The following is a 17,589-nucleotide window of genomic DNA, read 5'->3' on the forward strand; positions in this document are numbered from 1 at the left end:
ATGAAGAAGTTCATAATCGCAGAAATCTGTGTTCTGCTTGCACTTGCTGGTGGTTTTTGGCTGGGGCGTGTCACTGGGAACAACACCAGTTACGAGCACTATTACGACAACGCAGATAAGGCGTGGACGGCGGTAAAGCAGCTTGACGCACCACCCGTCGGGCTTGATAGTCCCGATAAAAGCCGTTTGCGCGAAGTCCGAGCCGCATACCGTGAAGTTTTCGAGAACTACCCAGACAGCCTCTGGGCAGATGATGCGATCTATCAGCTCGCCTCACGTATTTCGCGGACCGATGAAGAGGCGTTCGCGCTTTTTCGACGACTCATCAACAATTACCCCGACAGTGAGTGGGCGGACGACTCGATGTACGCTATCGCTTTCGCCTCTTATCAGATTGCTGAGGAGTTAAAAAAGACTGGCACCCTTGAATCCCTTGATGCCTACTACGACCGCGCCCTCGCGCTTTTCAATCAATTAATCGCCACATATCCCGGCAGTGAACTCTCGGAACAAGCGCAGTTTAATACGGCAATGTGTTACTATGGGAAAGATGAATTGAACAATGCACTCGCACAGTTTGACATTCTTCGAGTACCCTTCAGTGATAGTCCGCTGCTCTATCAGATTTTATATGTTACTGGCGAGATTTACCTCAAGAAACAGGAATACGAAAACGCGCGCATTGAATTCACAAACGTCGTTGATTCCGGGGATCCCGATCTCGCACCCTTGGCAAGTTTCGGTATCCCGCAGTCTTATCTGGCGGAGGGCAAGTATCAGGAGGCACTTGAAGGCTATCAAAAGGTCATTGACCTCTATCCGGACACCAAAGCCGGGCAGGATGCCTACTTTTACATGGGATGGGCTTATGAAAGACTTGAGAAGTATGACGAAGCCATCGCCCAACTTGAAAAGGGGATCGAACTTTTCCCACGCAACGAAAATGCCGCTAACGCACAGGTTTACATCGCACAAATCGCCCTTGTAAACAAGGATATAGCAGCTGCTATTGATGCGTTTCAAAAAGTGGCGGATAATGCTACCTACGATTATGACACTCGACGGATGGCACAATATTGGGTCGGAAAAATTTATGAGGACAATAGTGAAACGGATTTAGCAGTGGCAGCATATCAGAAGCTGCTCGTGGAATTTCCAGAACCGCATAAAGAGGCAACGCATGCGTCGAATAATGTCAATGAGAATTATATACAAACCCTAAGAAGCACAGGACTCTAACGCCTGCTTGAGGTCGGCGATAATATCCGCAACGTCCTCCAGACCGACAGAGATTCTGACCAAACCGTCTGTAATTCCGATCTGCTGACGAATTTCGGCAGGGACGTGTGAATGCGTTGTTGACGCAGGATGACAAATTAGGGTACGTACGTCTCCCAGACTGACTGCAAGCGCGCAGCGTTGAAGGCGATTGACGAAGTGTTCGCCCGCGGCACGTCCATCTTTCAGTTCCAGTGTGATCATGCCCCCAAACACCTCCATTTGGTGTTTAGCGAGTTCATGTTGCGGATGGCTCGGCAAACCGGGGTAGCGAACCCATGCGACTGCTGGGTGTGTTTCGAGGAACGCCGCAACGTGCATCGCGTTTTCGCAGTGCCGCGCAAATCGCAATGGCAGCGTTGTGATCCCCTGTAGCGTTAGCCATGCGTTAAACGGACTGATAACTGCCCCGAAGTTGCGCAGTGCCCCTGTTTTCGCGTGCGTAATAAATTCCTTTTGCCCGACAATCGCACCGGCAATCACTGCCCCCGTACCACTCAAATATTTCGTCATACTGTGGACGACAACATCAATACCGAGAGCAATCGGTTGCTGCCCACACGGGGTCGCGAACGTATTATCAATAATTGTGGTCACACTGTGTGCTTTCGCAAGCTCGGCAGATGCCCGCAAGTCAATCAGTTTTAGGAGTGGGTTCGTTGGACTTTCAAGGTAGAGGACTTTCGTGTCAGGTCTAATGGCGCGTTCAATTTGCGACAGGTCGGTAGCATCAACGAATGTCGTTTCAACACCGAAGCGTCGGAGATCTTCGTTAAGGATTTGGAACGTCCCTGAATAAAGATTTTCCATGGCAACAACATGTCCGCCATCAGATAGAGCCGTAAGCAGGGCAGTGCTCACCGCTCCCATTCCCGATGCTGTCGCGAGTGCCGCTTCGCCTGCCTCAAGTACGGCAAGTTTTTTTTCTAATACCTCTTGTGTCGGGTTACCCCATCGGGTATAGATATAACCGCTCTCTTCGTCTCGGAACGCTTCCGCACATTCAGCGGCTGTCGTGAACCGGAACGTACTGTTCTGATAGATAGGCGGTAGGAGGGGGGTCCCACTTTTTTCGCTGGCGGAGGGGGGTCTTTCACCCGCATGGATCGCTTGCGTGGCTTTCCCTAACTTTTTTTGAGATGTCATTTAAAACTCCTGAAGTCTGTTTTCGGTGCTTTTGTGTGGAGAGGGTGTTTTACTTGAATTTTTCGGCATCGTGACCTTCAAGTGCTAACAATTGACGTTTGCGGTCTAATCCACCGCCGTAGCCTCCTAATGCACCACTACTCCTAATGACACGATGGCACGGAATGAGGATTGATACCGGATTTGCCCCGACTGCGTTTCCAATGGCACGCGCCGATTTCGGCCGCCCGATCCGATCGGCGATCCATTGATACGACTGCACTTCTCCATAAGGAATTTGCTGAATGGCCTTCCAGACTTGCTGCTGGAACGCTGTGGTGTATGCTAATTGCACCGGTATCTCGGCGAAATCAATCGGTCCGCCAGCAAAATAGATATCCAACAATTTAATCGTTCTGGTGAGAACAGGGAGCGTTGGTGGGAAGGTAGGTACAGATAATGGGGCTGCTTCACTAAAGGAAGCACGCGAAATACGGTTTTCCTCTGCGATGATGTCGATCCATCCTATCGGGGACTTATAGCAGAAACTCGGGATGCCGAAGACATTGCGTAACTGCCTTAAGCCCTGCTCACCGCCTAATGCCTCGGAGATACGTTCTAAAGGGTTTGATTTTTTCATTTTATGTTACCTAAAGTTTTCTTAAAAAGTTACTTGACTTCATAAATGTTATTACGGTATGCTATACCGCAGACTATGGCTATTTTTGAAACATCGGAACAACTCTATAGTTATATGAGTGAACTGTTTGCAGAAATCGCAACGCTACCAGAAGCACAAGAAGCACTCAAATCCCTGACGCTGACCGTCCAGTTTAACTACACTGTGCCTGATTGTACAATAACGCTAACAGCGGCAAATGGCGAATATAGTATCATCTGCGGTATGTCCGATAACCCAACGCCAGATGTTGAACTCACTATGACAGGCGATGTGGCACACAAATTTTGGACGGGCGAACTCAACGTCATGGGTGCCATAACCACACGCGAAATTGGTATCAGCGGTTCCCTTGGTAAGGTGATGCGCCTCGCACCACTCATTAAAACAGCAGTTCGCTATAACCGCGATCGAGAAACCGGTTGCGATTCTTAACATGCACGGAGGCTTCAATGGAAACCGATAATTTGTTAGAAACAGTTGAACCTTATGTTACGCAGTTGCGGGAAGAAGGTTGGTGCGTCTTGGAGAACGTTATTCCCGCCGATGTCGTTGACGAGGTTCGTGATGAGGTCGAAACCTCAGAAGCAGACTATAATGAATTCAGCAAAGAACACGGTAGATGGGAACGCAACGTTATCAGTTTCATGCCGAAGTTTGCCGCGCATCTCGCGAGCGAGCGGCTTCTCACGACTATCCAGCAGCTGCTGGGACCCCAGGTCCGTATCTCGCAGACTGAGTATAAGATTCGTCCCCCGCATTATGAATTAGTGCGGGCGTATCACTCCGATTTCCCGTATGATCTGAACCAGAAGTGGCACATCTCACAGCCGTTTCCGAGTGCTGTCATCGGTATCACGACCCTCTGGATGCTCTCTGAGTTTACGACAGAGAACGGCGGTACTTGGATTGTGCCTAAGACGCATGTAGACCTTCGCAACCCCAGAGGTAAAGAGGACGGTATCGGCGACCGGAACCCGCTTGAGGGTGAAATGCAAGCCATTGGAGGTGCCGGGAGTGTCCTTATCATGGACAGCCGAATTTGGCACTCCAACGCAGAAAATCCGAGTGCAGGCAAACGGACGGCGGTCGTCGTCAGATACGCACCGTGGTGGCTGAACTTGGAACTCTTTGGGGTCAATACTGCCACGATTCCGGGTGAGACGTTTGATCAGTTACCCGATGATGTCAAAATGCTCTACGAACACCGCGCAGAAAACCGAGAACCAACTGTCTGGGTCTAAAACTTCACTCAACCACGCCGAAACCTGATTCTGATAAAGTCTGTCCTGAAACTGTGTCAGAGGCAATCTTTTTAGCCCCGTAGGGTTTATTTGCTTGGGTGTTTCTTCACAATGTTTATAGAAGTCGGCACGCGCCGTGTGCCGTAACAAGGTAGTAGGCACGCGCCGCCGTGCCGTAACAAGGTAGTAGGCACGCGCCGCCGTGCCGTAACAAAAGGAAATCTCTTATGTCAACAACACTCGTACACATCGGTGTCCGCACGACCGATCTGGAGAAGAGCATCCGTTTCTGGCGCGATGCCCTCGGATTGAGTGTCTTCTCAACGATGAACGGCTGCTACGATCTCACCGATGGTTATCACAATTTCCGTGTATTTCAACACCGCGGTCCCGAACGTCCCGAACACGTCGGCGGAATGTTAGATTACCTCCACATCGGCGTTCGTGTGCCAAACTTGCGAGAAGCCGCGCAACGGTGTGAAGACCTCGGATTTGAGATCACTTGGGAAGGTTTAGATGGCAGCAACCCTTACGATCCCAATTCGGACGAACTGCCCTCAGTTGCTTTCAAGGTGGAAGACCCCGACGGTATCGTCGTTGATATTACCGAGCAAGACGATCAGTGGCCCGGTGTCGATATCGAAAGCAAGAGTTAACGCCTTAATTCTTCATAGGCGCGGTCCATGCCGCGCCATCTATCCAATTTTATTCATCGCCACCGAATACGCCCAACCGTATCAGATAATACGCCAGTGTAAGAAGACTTGTCAATGCCGCTGCGAGGTATGTCAAAAATGCAGCGTTAAGCACCTTACTGGCGTGTCGATTTTCTTCTGGCGAAAGCATCCCTGCTTCATCCATTGCGACTTTTGCCCGTTTGCTGGCATCCCATTCAACGGGAAGCGTTATCAGCGAAAAAACGACACCCACTGAAAATAGGCAGACGCCCAGGAATATCAAGCCTGTGAACTGGAGAAAGACTCCTGCTATCAGCAAAATATACGCAAAGGTTGAACTGAAATTAGTCGCAGGAACAAGCGCAGTCCGCAGACCTAACATGCCGTAATTGTGCGCATCCTGCATCGCGTGCCCCGCTTCATGACAGGCGACCCCTATTGCAGAGAGCGATTGGCTCGAATAGACATCATCGGACAATCGCAACGCCTTCTTACCCGGATCGTAGTGGTCGCTGAGCCATCCACCAGAGCGTTCGATTCGTACACCGTTGACACCTTGTCTCCTTAGCATCAACTCAGCGGCTTCTGCTCCCGTCAATCCACTACGCGATCCGACTTTTGAATATTTTGAGAATGTCGATTTTGTGCGAAACGTCGCATATAGAGACAATGCCAGACCCGGCGCAATAATTATAAAATACAGTGGGTCAAAGAAACCCCAAAACATAGTAAACACCTCCAAATTATGTTTTCTTTTCTATTGTTAAATATCTGTTAGGTTAAGAAATTATACGGGATATTGCCGAGAAATTCAAATCATTTTTTCCTCAGCTGAAAATCTCTATAATTTGATGCTATTCCGATAACGTGTTATACTGTCAAGTCAGAATGTGTCTAACCTATTGGAAACGAGGAAAACAGATGCTTAAAATAATTGATACGCACCAACACCTCTGGGATACTGAAAACTTGGAATACCCGTGGCTTGAGGATTTTGACCTGTTGGAGAAACAGTATACAGCGGAAGACTATCGCGCGGCGATTGGTGATCTTAATGTCGTCAAGTCGGTTCATGTTGAAGGGGATCCTGCTGAAACGGATGTCGTCAAAGAGGTCGAGTGGCTGACGGAGATCGCTGAGACGGATGGGATGATAGGCGCAATCGCGGCGGCGGCACCGTTGGAAAAACCGAACGCCGAGGCTATCCTTGCGCAGCTTGTAGGCTTCGGACTTGTCGTAGGAGTACGTCGGATGGCGTGGCATCATCCCGACCCGCGGTTCTATGCGAGTCCTGAGCTGATTAGCGGCGTGAAATTGCTGACGAAATTTGATCTTTCATTTGAACTCTGTGCGAACCATGCGCAGCTGCCAGCGGCGATCGAACTCGTCAAGGCGACACCAGATGTACGGCACGCGCTTAACCATTGCGGGGGACCGGATATAAAGGGTGGGCAATTTGAACCCTGGGCGACCCATATCCGTGAACTCGCCGCTTTTGAGAATGTCCACTGCAAGGTATCAGGGATCGTGACGACCGCAAGCGAGAATTGGACACGCGAGGAGCTCAAGCCGTATATCCGACATCTGATAGAGGCATTCGGCTATGAGCGACTGATGTTTGGGAGTGATTGGCCCGTCTGCACGCTGGCAGCGACATATCAGGAGTGGGTAGACGCACTCTTATGGGCTGTCGAAGATGCCTCGGATGCAGAGAAAAGCAGACTCTTTTACGAAAACGCTTCGGAATTCTATTCGATATAAACTGATGTTCTCAACTCGGTAGGCGCGACGGTTCTTTTTTAAAATTGACGCTGCCAAGAGCCATGCTACTGAATCGTAATCAACACCGGTTCAACGCCTTGTGTCTCTTGGATGTGCTGCTTGAGATCCGCTGCTTCTGCCCGCGCGTTAAATTCGCCAATCGTTACCCGATGCATCGTCCTCGCGTCGACAACAGCCGTGTATATCTGCACCTTTTCATCTGGATACATCCACGCCAAATTCTCAGCCAACATTTCGGCATTATTGGATTGCGCAAAAGAACCGACCATCAGCGTTAATTTTCCTGCTGATGCTGTTGGTGTTGCCGCTGCTGTCGGCTGACTGCCTGTACCGAGTTGTAGTTCCGCTTGTTGTGTACTCTGATTCCCGGCGATGTCCTGAACGTGCAGTTTACAAGTGTAAGTCGCAGCTGGCTGCGCTGTCACTTTGCTTAAAGCGATTTCCTCAGGCGGCGAGCCTTCTCCTTCCAACTGTTCAACGAGTGTATCCGCCGTGTCAAAGAGTTCAAATTTCCAATGTGCGATTGGACTCATATCCCACGTTTTCACGCCGACCGTTGTCGGTGTTTTTCCGGAGAGCTCTAATGTCGTAGGAATGAGGTCTACTGCGAGTTTCTTGCTATCTTTTAAGTGCGGTTTCCCTTGCGCGTCAAGAAGATGCAGTTGCACCTCGTAGTTACCATCAGGAACCAGACTACCGGTGTTCGCGATGCCATTCCAGACGATACCTTCTGCCGGTACGCCTGTCCCAGATTTTTCCCAGATACTTTCGGTATATTCATCACGGATGTTCAACTGCCACTTTAAGATGCTACTCGCAACGGGTTGCGAATTCTTAGTTTCTTGGAGATCAAAGCGAAAAATCGTGTTATCGGCAATACCATCGTTATTGGGTGAAATTGTGAGCACTGAAAGTTGTAATTCTACTGTGATTGTCTCAGGGGGCGTTACAGTCGGTGTGAGCGTTGCTGGCATCAGAATCGGCGCGGCTGGCGTTTCCTCGGTTTTAACAACCTCAGGGGGTATGACGACTGCTGCAGGTTTGGTATCGCTCCGACCCCAGCGTAAGGTCGCAGAGATCCAATGGACATTTTGCTCTAATTCAGTGCCAGTCACATAAGCATAATCAAGTTGTCCTGTGGAATTTCGGAAGCTGAAGCCTCGTGCTAATTCGCCACTCCAGAGTGTGTCAAGCGTGGTTAAAGTGGTATAACCGAGGCGTACCCCGAAGTGTCCATTGATGAGCCAGCGTTCTGCACCGACATGGAATCGGAGGCGTTCTCCCCAATTTATGTTGTTCTCACCTCGGACAGCAAAATCGGCGGAAAAGAGTGTATCCTTACCTAATTCGTACGTTGTGCCGAAACGTGCAGCTAAGGGGATACTCTCAAGAAGTACGCCCTCCTCTCGAATACCGTTACTCAATTCGGAGAAGTTGAGACCAACCCGCACCGTATCACCCCATTTTTCCAATGGATAGGCAAACTGCATCCCTAAATCTACGCTCCATAGAAAATTCGTTCGGAAAGGTGTGTTGTTCTGATAGTAACGTAGGTTCGCACCTGCCGAGGCGTTTTTTCCGAACGCCAGTCCATATCCCAGAAGCACAATCTGTGTGGATTCGGTTATGTCGCTGCCCCAGCCGTCAAGCCACGTTGCGAAGGAGAGATTCCCGAAATTTCTGTCCGTTATACCGAGTGTGTTCGGGTTCGCTGCAACAGAGAATGTCTGTTCACTGCTTGAGGTGCTTCCCGCAAGCGGCATCGCACCCATGTTCACTTCCGCACCGTCCATAAATCCTAATGAAGACGGATTCCAGAGGAAACCGTTGTTTGCGGAGGGTCCTGCCGTAAAAGCACTCCCCATACCGACTGCGCGTGCACTCGCACCGACAAAAATATCACGGTGCGCTATACTCGAAGCACCCGCACTAACAGGGACGACTGCCAAGATTACCCCAACCAAAACGATCTTTCGTATGATTCGCAGCAGCAACTTTTGTCCGCTACGTCTAATAAAATTGAATTGCATCGAATACACCCCACTGCTGTTTTCAACTTTGATGATGTGTCTATTTGCACTGTTTCAACCTTGATGGTATATTTACCTACTTCTTTAACGTTGAATTGATAGAAATGGGTACAAGCAGGGTGATAGGTAGGAAAATTTGATGGGACAGCGCGTGTAAAATTTTGGGGATTAGATGTCCTTTTTCGCTTGTCGGAGGGGTTTGTAACCCCGATTTTGGGACGAAATCCAACTGATAAATTGTTGGTCTTTACTCTGCAGGGTGGATGGCATATCTCAGAACCCCATCCGCGTCCGTAAACCGCAAATAGAGACCCCAAGACCAGCCATTATCGACTTTCTGACACAAAACCGTGTTCCATCCCGCTTTCAGTTGACACCGCACCGCATCTGCATCTGCCGTCGCGCCAGCGTTGATACTTTTCCGGTGAATTTCAGTGCTGTTTAACCAAACAGCGAATTCATCATCGCTCCCGATCAACATCACAGCATCGGTTGCTTTCGGCGCGTGGACATATACCAACGTGTATCCGAGGGTCATTGGTGTAGGACTCAGGTCCCTACGTAAATTGAGAAAGCCGTCTGCTCGGGTAGTCGCTTCCTGCCAGCGGACGGCTTTGCCGTCAATACCGGTGTAAGTCTTTTTCAAGTTCAATTGACCTTCAGGGCGCAACAGTTCATCAATCGTCTGAACATCTGTCTTTGAGAACGGCCCCAAAATCATGTAACGCTTCACGAATGGGGAGGCATGTAACACCTGATAGGAATCAACGCCGATTTTAGAACCTGTGGGTTCGGGCGCCTTCCCGACGATGCTGAGCATTATCTGATTTTCACCAGCATTCAAAGGGGCAGTCCCGAATGAAACCAGTGTCCCAGCGATCGGCTCAGAAGCATAGCAATCGTAGGGTGTCCCGACTGCTGTGCCATTGACAGATAGTTGAACGCTTGCATACGCTTGTCCGTGTGTCAAAACGGCACGAATTTCATAAACATCTCTGTAAGGCACTTCAATCGGAGCGGTTAAGGATCCTGTCTCTCCAACAACCTCTGGTGTGAAAGCGAGATGGCTTCCGCCTATATCAACCCCCGTTGCGCGGTAGTTTTCTATCTGGACCGTTACGCCATGGGCTGTTGTCTTAGGTAATAGAGCAATTGCGGATTCGGTGTTCTTTGGTGGTAATGTCCATTCCTTTTCATACCAAAACTGTGGCACTGCGTAAAGGTCCCGCGCCTCGTTTGTCAAAACGAGATTATAGCCATCAAAGCAGACGGCTTCCCCGTAGAAACTGTGCGGTAGGTGCCACGGTGTACCTTGAATCATTTTCGCCAAATCACCGGTTGTGCTGTGATAAACCCAGAGCGCGTCATAAGTACAAACAGCAAGCCGCGTGCCATCTGCTGACACACCCGCGCCTGTCACGAACTTCGCCCCAGCGAATTCGCCAACCCTTTCTAAGACCTGTTTTGTATCGACTTGCAGGATAGGGAACCGGTAAAGTACTGCCCGTTCTCGCTCCTTAGAGACGATATAAGGGATACCTTCAACGATAAAGAGTCCTTCTGCATCCACATTTTCGTTCGGGTACCGATACGGATAACTCGCGATGACTTCCGCCTCCGTCTCGGTGAACGGATCCGGTTCTGCGACAACAACGACTTTCAGATCGAATCGCAATCTGCTGTTATTGCCGATTTCACCGATCCAGAGCTGATTTTTATCGTCAATACCGAGTGCTTCCCAATCGAAGTTTCCAGAACCTTTTACTGCGATTTCTCCGATGAGTTCGCCGTTCAGTCTTGTAGCGTAAAGTGTTGCAGGGTTGCCGGAGTCGTTGAGGGTCCAGTAGACACCTTCAAACTGCCGACTCGCGACGATGCCGGAACTCTCTCGGATATCGGGGTGTATGTATTTTCCTATGGGTTGCCACGGGGGTGTGTTGTTAGTATCAGCGGGTACCGATGTAGTGGTGTAAAGTCCGATGCCAATCGCAAAAACGAGTAGATGGGATAACAGTTTCATCAAGAGGTCTCCTTTGAAATATATTTTACCGCGTTTTCACGGAGAAATCAAATAGAAAGCATCCGCTCTTCGTTGACGAGGTTCAAACCTCGCCTAATTCGGTGAGCAGACAGAGACGTATTTTGCTTTTTCTTGCAATGCGTTTTAAACGGATGTTATAATTAAATTGTGTGGATGCGTCCTAAACCGGTAAAAACCTATCCTGATACTCACCGGATAATCCCTAAAAAATCCAAATTTATTTCATTTTTTTTGCAAAATGCACGTTTTCCACCCCAAAATTGTGTCTTTAACAATCAGAAAAATATGTTTCATGTTTTTGAGCGGGTCCTTTATAGTAGGTCTCGTAATTACTTATACACTTGTCTCGTTATGTGAACTTGTGAATGTCAATCTCATGGAGGCACAGGCTAACAGCCTATGCTACAAGTGTAAACATATTTTCGGGTTTTACTATAATTCATTACTATAGTTTGGACAGTTTCTGTCAGATTCATGACTGGTTCCCAAAGTATTGCTGATTTTTTTCAATGTTTCTCACACAAATCCAACTTACAGAAAAATGAACTCGACTGCACCAATCGCCAGTCCCGTAGGGTTTATTTCCTTGGGGTTTTTGCTGGGGGTATTTGATAGGGTGTTTCTGCGGATTTCTTCAAAATTGCTTCGCAGTGAGAATAGAAACGGCATACCTACCAAGTCCTAAGCCCCGTAGGGGTTTTTGCTGGGGTGTTTCTTCAACATGTGTATCGTCTTAAAATTGTCCAAACTGATAGTATGAACAGATAGGTAAACCGGAAGGCCAATCACTTTTGCATGAATAAACAGAATCCGCCTCGAAACATTCATAGTGTCAATCGGCATCTGAGGCATTTCCAATGAGAGGAGAAAACCGAGTATGAAATTCTTGAATTGTTTACTAATCGTAAGTCTACTTTCTGTTTGTGGGAACGGATATACCCAAAACAACACAGCGCAAAACGCATACCTCATTTTTGAAAAGTACTGTGTCGGCTGTCATAGTGAAGGTGGCTCCTTCGCGGAGTCACTCATTATAGACTGGTCATTGTTGCTTGAAAATGGCACAGTTGTTCCTAGAAAACCGGAGGAATCAGAGTTATACCGGCGCTTACTCGGTCCTACCGAGCGAGGGTTGCAAATGCCTTTCGGACAACCACCACTTTCAGATGAATCTATCGCCACAATTCGGGACTGGATACTCGCAGGTGCGCCAGATTGGAATGTTCTACCAGAAACAGATAGGCGTTTTATCACAGACGAGGTAATACTTGACAGCATCCACACCCATCTACAATCCCTTACGCCGTTTGATCGCGCCTCCGCGCGCTATTTCACACTCACACATCTCTATAATGCGGGTGATATATCTGAAGATCTGCAATCATACAGCGTTGCGCTTTCCAAACTTGTGAACAGCCTGTCTTGGGGGGTCACGGTTGTCCGACCGAAACCGATTAATCCGGAACAGACAATTTTTTACATAGATTTGCGAAACTATGAATGGGATAAAAACGATGCATGGACAAAGATAGAACAGCAATATTCTTACAGAAATGATTTTGTGGGAGCAGAACAGATCGGTTTACGTAATAAACTCAGCCTATTGCAGGATGAGATGGAATGTGAGGTGCCGGTGGTACATATTGATTGGTTCCTCGCAACGGCTTCACAACCCCCGCTTTACAATGAGGTGCTGGGTCTCCCTGAAACAGACCGAGAATTAGAAACACGCCTTGGTGTGAATGTTGCGCAAAACATCAAAAATGACCCTGGCGTTCGCGTCTGGCGCGCAGGATTCAAAAAGTCAGGGGTTTCTACGAACAACCGAGTCGTGGAACGACACGCCTCGCAATATGGCGCGTATTGGAAAAGCTATGATTTTGCTGGAAGTGTCGGCAAACAAAACATCCTCGTGCATCCACTTTCTTTTACTCACGACGGTGGTGAGGTCGTATTCAACCTACCGAATGGCTTGCAAGCATATTATCTGTCTGATGCGCGGGGAAACAGACTCGACAAAGCACCGGTAGAGATTGTTTCTAATCCTGCGACAAGAGATCCGACCGTTAGGAACGGCATCTCTTGTATCGGCTGTCATACCGAAGGCATGAAAACGTTTGAGGATGAAGTGCGCCAAGCTATTGAACAAGCACCGAGTCCGCTTTATGATAGAACACACGCATTGCGGCTTTATGTCGAACAGGATGTAATGAATAGACTTGTAGCCTTTGACAAACAACGTTATGAAATGTCACTTGTAGCCGCAACGGGTGAAACGGTTAGTGAAATTGAACCGATTTCTCGGTTCTATGAGATATTCAATAGCACTTTAGATGCATCGCACGCTGCCGCGGCACTCGGATTACAGACCCAGACCTTCCTGGAAAAAATACAAGAAAATGTCAATTTACAAAGTCTGGGGCTTGGTGTGTTGGAAACAGGTGAGATCAAACGCGATACATGGACAGCCAATTTCAAATCTGTTGTTTCCGCAGTGAACTCACCGACAATTGAACCCGTGCCAACTGTGGTCATATCCAGATCGGATGAGGTCTACATACCGGATCCAAACCTCCGAAAAGTACTCTCGAAAATATTAATCAAATCAAGGGATGAACCGATTACGCTCCAAGAGATGCAAGGACTCAGAATAATCGGAGATGAAACGACATTTGAGAAAGGTATTAGAGATTTAACCGGACTCGAATATGCGATAAACCTACGAAAATTGTGGATTGAGCGTAATAATGTCTCAGACCTTTCACCAATTGCGGGACTGACAAACCTACGAGAATTGTTGATTGAGCGTAATAATGTCTCAGACCTTTCACCAATTGCGGGACTGACAAACCTACGAGAATTGTTGATTGAGCGTAATAATGTCTCAGACCTTTCACCAATTGCGGGACTGACAAACCTACGAGAATTGTTGATTGATTATAATAATATCTCAGACCTTTCACCAATTGCGGGACTGACAAACCTACGAGAATTGGGTATGTCAGCGAATCCACTCTCAGACCTCTCACCTCTCGCAGGACTGACGGAATTAGAACATTTAGCTTTAACCAACCATGATGGTGCCCATATAACCGATATTTCAGCATTGGCAGGTAAAGAAAAATTGAGAACCATTCGAATATGGGATGCTCCAGTTAAGGATATGTCGCTATTCGTAAATCCTAATATTGAAGTGATAGATTTATGTGGTGCCGGAATCTCGGAAATCCCTTCTTTAGAGAATGCACCGAAGCTCAGAGAGATGTATCTGCTGAATAACCATATCTCAGATGTCTCTGTTTTGCAAAATCTAACAGGTTTAGAGAGATTGCTTTTAGCAGAAAACAATATCACAGATGTCTCGCCATTAGCAAACTTAACGAATCTGAAATGGTTAAATATTCGAGATAATCCGATAACCGATTACTCGGTTTTAGACGAACTCTGGAAGAACACCAAGATAGAGCCGAATGGATTTGTTTTTTCTGCAAACGCCGAGCGCGTCGGTCTCGGCAATCCCTTTACTTTCGACATCAATGCGCAGTTCATACGCAATTTAGTGGGTTGGCAGTGTAATCTCGCCTTTGACGCGAATCTGCTTGAAGCTGTTGAAGTTACTGAAGGTGATTTCCTCTCGCCAGATGGGGCAGCGACACTATTTCAGGAAGGCACCATCGACAATGAAATAGGACTCATTAGTGGATACAAAGTTCTACGGTTGGACGGGAAGGGGGTCAACGGAAGCGGAGTCTTACTGTCTATCAAGTTTAGAGCGAAAAACATAGGGACAGCCGTCTTTACGCCGGGTAATTGTCTTCTCGCTGATAGCGAGGGTGAAGAGATCCCTTCGGAAGCCCCAAGACTTGAGATAGAGATTAAAGAACGCGCACCATTACCAGAAGACGAGATTTGGACGGGACCCAAAGAGGACGTCAACAGAGATGGTGTCATCAATATTTTAGATCTGGTACTTGTCTCGAAAAATGTCGGTAAACCTGTAAATGAGGCACCACGCGCAGATATCAACGGGGATGGTGTCATCAATATTCTTGATCTTGTCGCTGTCGCAGGAAATTTGGATGGATAATATGGGAAATACAGTTACCCCGAATGTCATTCTCATCTTCGCAGACGATCTCGGACGCGGGATGCTCAGTTGCTATGGGCAGCAGCATTTCGAGACCCCAAATATCGACCGCCTTGCAAACCAAGGATGGTGGGTACGGACGTGAGCAGTCCCCAAGTGATTTGGACACCATCGCCGATCTCCAGAAGATACCCGGCATAATGTCAGCCCGCGGCTATAACGACGACGACATCGCCGCCATCATGCACGGCAACTGGTTCCGATTCTTACACGACGCATGGCGGTAGACAAACAACTACTGCTAAGTGTAATCTCTAATAAAACCTAAACCAGTTGGCACACCCCCCTATAATTAGGCGGAAACATGCCAACACACAACGATACAGCGCGAAATCACAACAGCGAGCCTACTGTAGGAACAACCGCCCTTAAACCGATGCGATTTGAGGATATCCTGGATACGACGTTTAGTCTCTATCGGAAACATTTTTTGTTATTCTTGGGGCTTGTCGCTTTTTCTGTATAATTCATTAACTATCCGTCTGAAAAAAAGGAATGAGCACATGAAAGTAAAGACGACGTTTTTGTTCACCTTGACGCTCCTAATAGTTTCGTGCGTCAGTATCTGCCCTGGGTTCGCGCAGGATATGGCATATACGCAACTCAGTTTACCTGAGGGTGCCAAAGCGCGTCTCGGTAAAGGGAGCGTGGGAGAGGTAACGTATTCTCCAGACGGTTTGTTGCTTGCGGTAGGAACGAACATCGGTATATGGTTGTATGATGCCAAAACATTCCAAGAACTTGCCTTGCTCGCTGGGCAGATGGATTGGGTCTATAGTTTATCGTTCAGTCCGGATGGCAAAACACTTGCCAGCGGTGGTGCGGATATGGACTGTACAGTTCGTTTGTGGGATGTAGGGACGGGGGCTGTGAAAGCGACCCTCACTGGACATCTGGGCGGGGTCAAAAGCCTATCGTTCAGTCCCGATGGCATGATACTTGCAAGTGCAAGTTATGATAGTACGGTTCGTCTCTGGGATGTCGCGACGGGCACCCTCAAATCCACACTCACAGGGCATACAAGCGGAGTCAGTGATGTGCTGTTCAGTCCGGATGGTAAGACAATCGTCAGTGATGCTTGGAGTTATGAGGATACGGCGCGCTTGTGGGACGTTGCGACGGGCACCCTCAAATCCACATTCACAGGGCATACAAGCGGGGTCCATAGTCTATCGTTCAGTCCCGATGGCAAGACGCTCACAGGATGTTCAAATAGGACAGTATTTTTGTGGGATGTTGAGACAGGTGTGGTAAAATTGACACTCACTGGTCATAAGTATAGGGTCAACAGTGTAGCCTTCAGTCCCGATGGCAAGACACTCGCAGGGTGTTCAAACAAAACAATATTTTTGTGGGATGTTGAGACAGGTTCAGTGAAAGCGAAACTCTTAGGGCATACGGCTATGGTCAGTCATGTATTGTTCAGCCCGGATGGAAAGACACTGGTAAGCGCGAATCAGGGCAAAGGTGACCACGCTATTTTTTTCTGGGACGTTGCGACGGGCAGTCTCAAGGCGAAACTCGCCGGGCATACAGGCACTGCCAATAGTATCTTGTTCAGTCCGGATGGCAAGACACTTGCCAGCCGGAGTCCGGATGGTGAGGTGCATTTATGGGACGTTGGTACAAATTCGGTGAAAGCGAGACTTGATACGGATCGGGTCAGGAGTATAGCGTTCAGTCCGGATGGCAAGACACTTGCCAGCGCGAATACGGACGGGCAGGTTCATTTATGGAACGTTGCGACGGGTTCGGTGAAAACGGTGCTCACCGGGTATAGAGGCTGGGTCAGGCGTGTATCATTCAATCCAGATGGAGCTATACTTGCCGGTGTGAATTATTATAACGGCGAGGTTATTTTATGGGATGTTGCGGCGGGTTCGGTGAAAGCGAAACTCGCGAGACCTACAGGTGAGGTCAGGAGTGTCTTGTTCAGTCCAGACGGCACGACACTCGCTGGTGTAACTTGGAACCCGAAAGACTATGGCGACTATGACTATAAGGTTTTTTTATGGGACGTTGAAACGGGTAAACGCAAAAGGATACTCGATACCCATAGTAGAATCAGGCGTATAGCGTTCAGCCCAGATGGTACGGTACTTGTCAGTTTAAGTTATGATAGTGAGGTCCGTTTATGGGACGTAGAGACAGGTGCCCTCAAAACGGAACTCGGCGCGCCTAACGGTGATGTCAGGAGTGTCGCGTTCAGCCCAGATGGCAAGACCCTCGCAAGTGGAAGTCGGGACGCAGGGGACGATGCGGTTCTTTTGTGGGATGTTGCAACAGGTGCCCTCAAAGCGAAGTTTGCGGGGCATTCGGGCAGTGTCTATAGCGTCTCGTTCAGTCCGGATGGTAAAACGCTCGCAAGTGGGGATGCGTGGCCCGACTATAAGGTTTTTTTGTGGGACGTTGCGACGGGTGAGTTGAAAGCGAAGTTTGCGGGTCATTCGGGTAGTGTCTATAATGTATTGTTCAGTCCGGATGGCAAGACCCTTGCAAGTAGAAGTCGGGACCGTACGGTACTTCTGTGGAAGTGAACGCATCAGACATATATCAACGCATCCAAATTCGTTCATTGATGGATTT

The 17,589-nt window shown here is 48.4% G+C and carries 12 protein-coding genes and 3 pseudogenes; 10 read left to right on the plus strand and 5 right to left on the minus strand.

Annotation, left to right across the window (positions count from 1 at the left end):
• Entirely contained in the window at positions 1-1,239 is a 1,239-nt protein-coding gene (locus OXH00_02435) for a tetratricopeptide repeat protein (GenBank protein MCY3739860.1), read from the plus strand.
• Here the strand turns inward: OXH00_02435 and OXH00_02440 are convergent.
• Both OXH00_02440 and OXH00_02445 read right to left on the minus strand, forming a co-directional pair.
• A complete protein-coding gene (locus tag OXH00_02440) occupies positions 1,219-2,424 on the minus strand; it encodes an aminotransferase class I/II-fold pyridoxal phosphate-dependent enzyme (GenBank protein ID MCY3739861.1) in 1,206 nt (401 codons plus the stop codon). The genes OXH00_02435 and OXH00_02440 overlap by 21 nt on opposite strands.
• Before the next feature lie 49 nt (positions 2,425-2,473).
• Positions 2,474-2,740, minus strand: a pseudogene (locus tag OXH00_02445) (MGMT family protein).
• A gap of 378 nt (positions 2,741-3,118) precedes the next feature.
• Here OXH00_02445 and OXH00_02450 point away from each other — a divergent pair.
• From OXH00_02450 to OXH00_02460, 3 genes are all read left to right on the plus strand, one after another.
• A complete protein-coding gene (locus OXH00_02450) occupies positions 3,119-3,517 on the plus strand; it encodes an SCP2 sterol-binding domain-containing protein (protein MCY3739862.1) in 399 nt (132 codons plus the stop codon).
• A gap of 17 nt (positions 3,518-3,534) precedes the next feature.
• On the plus strand, positions 3,535-4,326 hold the full coding sequence (locus OXH00_02455; protein ID MCY3739863.1) for a phytanoyl-CoA dioxygenase family protein: 792 nt from the start codon (positions 3,535-3,537) through the stop codon (positions 4,324-4,326).
• A 227-nt stretch (positions 4,327-4,553) separates the two neighbouring features.
• Positions 4,554-4,982 (plus strand): VOC family protein, encoded by a 429-nt coding sequence (locus OXH00_02460; GenBank protein ID MCY3739864.1) that lies wholly within the window; start codon positions 4,554-4,556, stop codon positions 4,980-4,982.
• A gap of 49 nt (positions 4,983-5,031) precedes the next feature.
• Here OXH00_02460 and OXH00_02465 read toward each other — a convergent pair whose 3' ends face one another.
• Positions 5,032-5,730 (minus strand): zinc metallopeptidase, encoded by a 699-nt coding sequence (locus OXH00_02465; GenBank protein ID MCY3739865.1) that lies wholly within the window; start codon positions 5,728-5,730, stop codon positions 5,032-5,034.
• Positions 5,731-5,924: 194 nt separating this feature from the next.
• Here OXH00_02465 and OXH00_02470 point away from each other — a divergent pair, with 194 nt between their 5' ends.
• Entirely contained in the window at positions 5,925-6,764 is an 840-nt protein-coding gene (locus OXH00_02470) for an amidohydrolase family protein (protein MCY3739866.1), read from the plus strand.
• Positions 6,765-6,829: 65 nt separating this feature from the next.
• On the opposite strand, the gene OXH00_02475 is transcribed toward OXH00_02470, so the two are convergent.
• Entirely contained in the window at positions 6,830-8,815 is a 1,986-nt protein-coding gene (locus OXH00_02475; protein MCY3739867.1) for an SPOR domain-containing protein, read from the minus strand.
• Positions 8,816-9,062: 247 nt separating this feature from the next.
• On the minus strand, positions 9,063-10,835 hold the full coding sequence (locus OXH00_02480; protein MCY3739868.1) for a hypothetical protein: 1,773 nt from the start codon (positions 10,833-10,835) through the stop codon (positions 9,063-9,065).
• An 898-nt stretch (positions 10,836-11,733) separates the two neighbouring features.
• Between OXH00_02480 and OXH00_02485 the strand changes: the two genes are divergently transcribed.
• The 5 genes and pseudogenes from OXH00_02485 to OXH00_02505 all read left to right on the plus strand — a co-directional run bounded on the left by OXH00_02485 (position 11,734) and on the right by OXH00_02505 (position 17,540).
• Entirely contained in the window at positions 11,734-14,943 is a 3,210-nt protein-coding gene (locus tag OXH00_02485; GenBank protein MCY3739869.1) for a leucine-rich repeat domain-containing protein, read from the plus strand.
• A pseudogene (locus OXH00_02490) lies at positions 14,936-15,070 on the plus strand (sulfatase-like hydrolase/transferase). The gene OXH00_02485 and the pseudogene OXH00_02490 overlap by 8 nt, the downstream one beginning before the upstream one ends.
• Positions 15,069-15,230: pseudogene (locus tag OXH00_02495) on the plus strand (membrane dipeptidase). The pseudogenes OXH00_02490 and OXH00_02495 overlap by 2 nt, the downstream one beginning before the upstream one ends.
• Before the next feature lie 77 nt (positions 15,231-15,307).
• Positions 15,308-15,469 carry a hypothetical protein gene (locus tag OXH00_02500; GenBank protein MCY3739870.1) on the plus strand — a complete coding sequence of 54 codons (162 nt, stop codon included), beginning with the start codon at positions 15,308-15,310 and terminating at the stop codon, positions 15,467-15,469.
• A gap of 37 nt (positions 15,470-15,506) precedes the next feature.
• Complete coding sequence (locus OXH00_02505) at positions 15,507-17,540, plus strand: WD40 repeat domain-containing protein (protein MCY3739871.1); 2,034 nt, start codon at positions 15,507-15,509, stop codon at positions 17,538-17,540.
• Positions 17,541-17,589 lie beyond the last annotated feature (49 nt).

The sequence above is a fragment of the Candidatus Poribacteria bacterium genome (assembly GCA_026706025.1).
Classification (GTDB): domain Bacteria; phylum Poribacteria; class WGA-4E; order WGA-4E; family WGA-3G; genus WGA-3G.

Bases quoted from the DNA above. Each gene is read 5' to 3' on its own strand.
- OXH00_02435 (MCY3739860.1), top strand. From the start codon at position 1: ATGAAGAAGTTCATAATCGCAGAAATCTGTGTTCTGCTTGCACTTGCT.
- OXH00_02440 (MCY3739861.1), bottom strand. From the start codon at position 2,424: ATGACATCTCAAAAAAAGTTAGGGAAAGCCACGCAAGCGATCCATGCG.
- OXH00_02450 (MCY3739862.1), top strand. From the start codon at position 3,119: ATGGCTATTTTTGAAACATCGGAACAACTCTATAGTTATATGAGTGAA.
- OXH00_02455 (MCY3739863.1), top strand. From the start codon at position 3,535: ATGGAAACCGATAATTTGTTAGAAACAGTTGAACCTTATGTTACGCAG.
- OXH00_02460 (MCY3739864.1), top strand. From the start codon at position 4,554: ATGTCAACAACACTCGTACACATCGGTGTCCGCACGACCGATCTGGAG.
- OXH00_02465 (MCY3739865.1), bottom strand. From the start codon at position 5,730: ATGTTTTGGGGTTTCTTTGACCCACTGTATTTTATAATTATTGCGCCG.
- OXH00_02470 (MCY3739866.1), top strand. From the start codon at position 5,925: ATGCTTAAAATAATTGATACGCACCAACACCTCTGGGATACTGAAAAC.
- OXH00_02475 (MCY3739867.1), bottom strand. From the start codon at position 8,815: ATGCAATTCAATTTTATTAGACGTAGCGGACAAAAGTTGCTGCTGCGA.
- OXH00_02480 (MCY3739868.1), bottom strand. From the start codon at position 10,835: ATGAAACTGTTATCCCATCTACTCGTTTTTGCGATTGGCATCGGACTT.
- OXH00_02485 (MCY3739869.1), top strand. From the start codon at position 11,734: ATGAAATTCTTGAATTGTTTACTAATCGTAAGTCTACTTTCTGTTTGT.
- OXH00_02500 (MCY3739870.1), top strand. From the start codon at position 15,308: ATGCCAACACACAACGATACAGCGCGAAATCACAACAGCGAGCCTACT.
- OXH00_02505 (MCY3739871.1), top strand. From the start codon at position 15,507: ATGAAAGTAAAGACGACGTTTTTGTTCACCTTGACGCTCCTAATAGTT.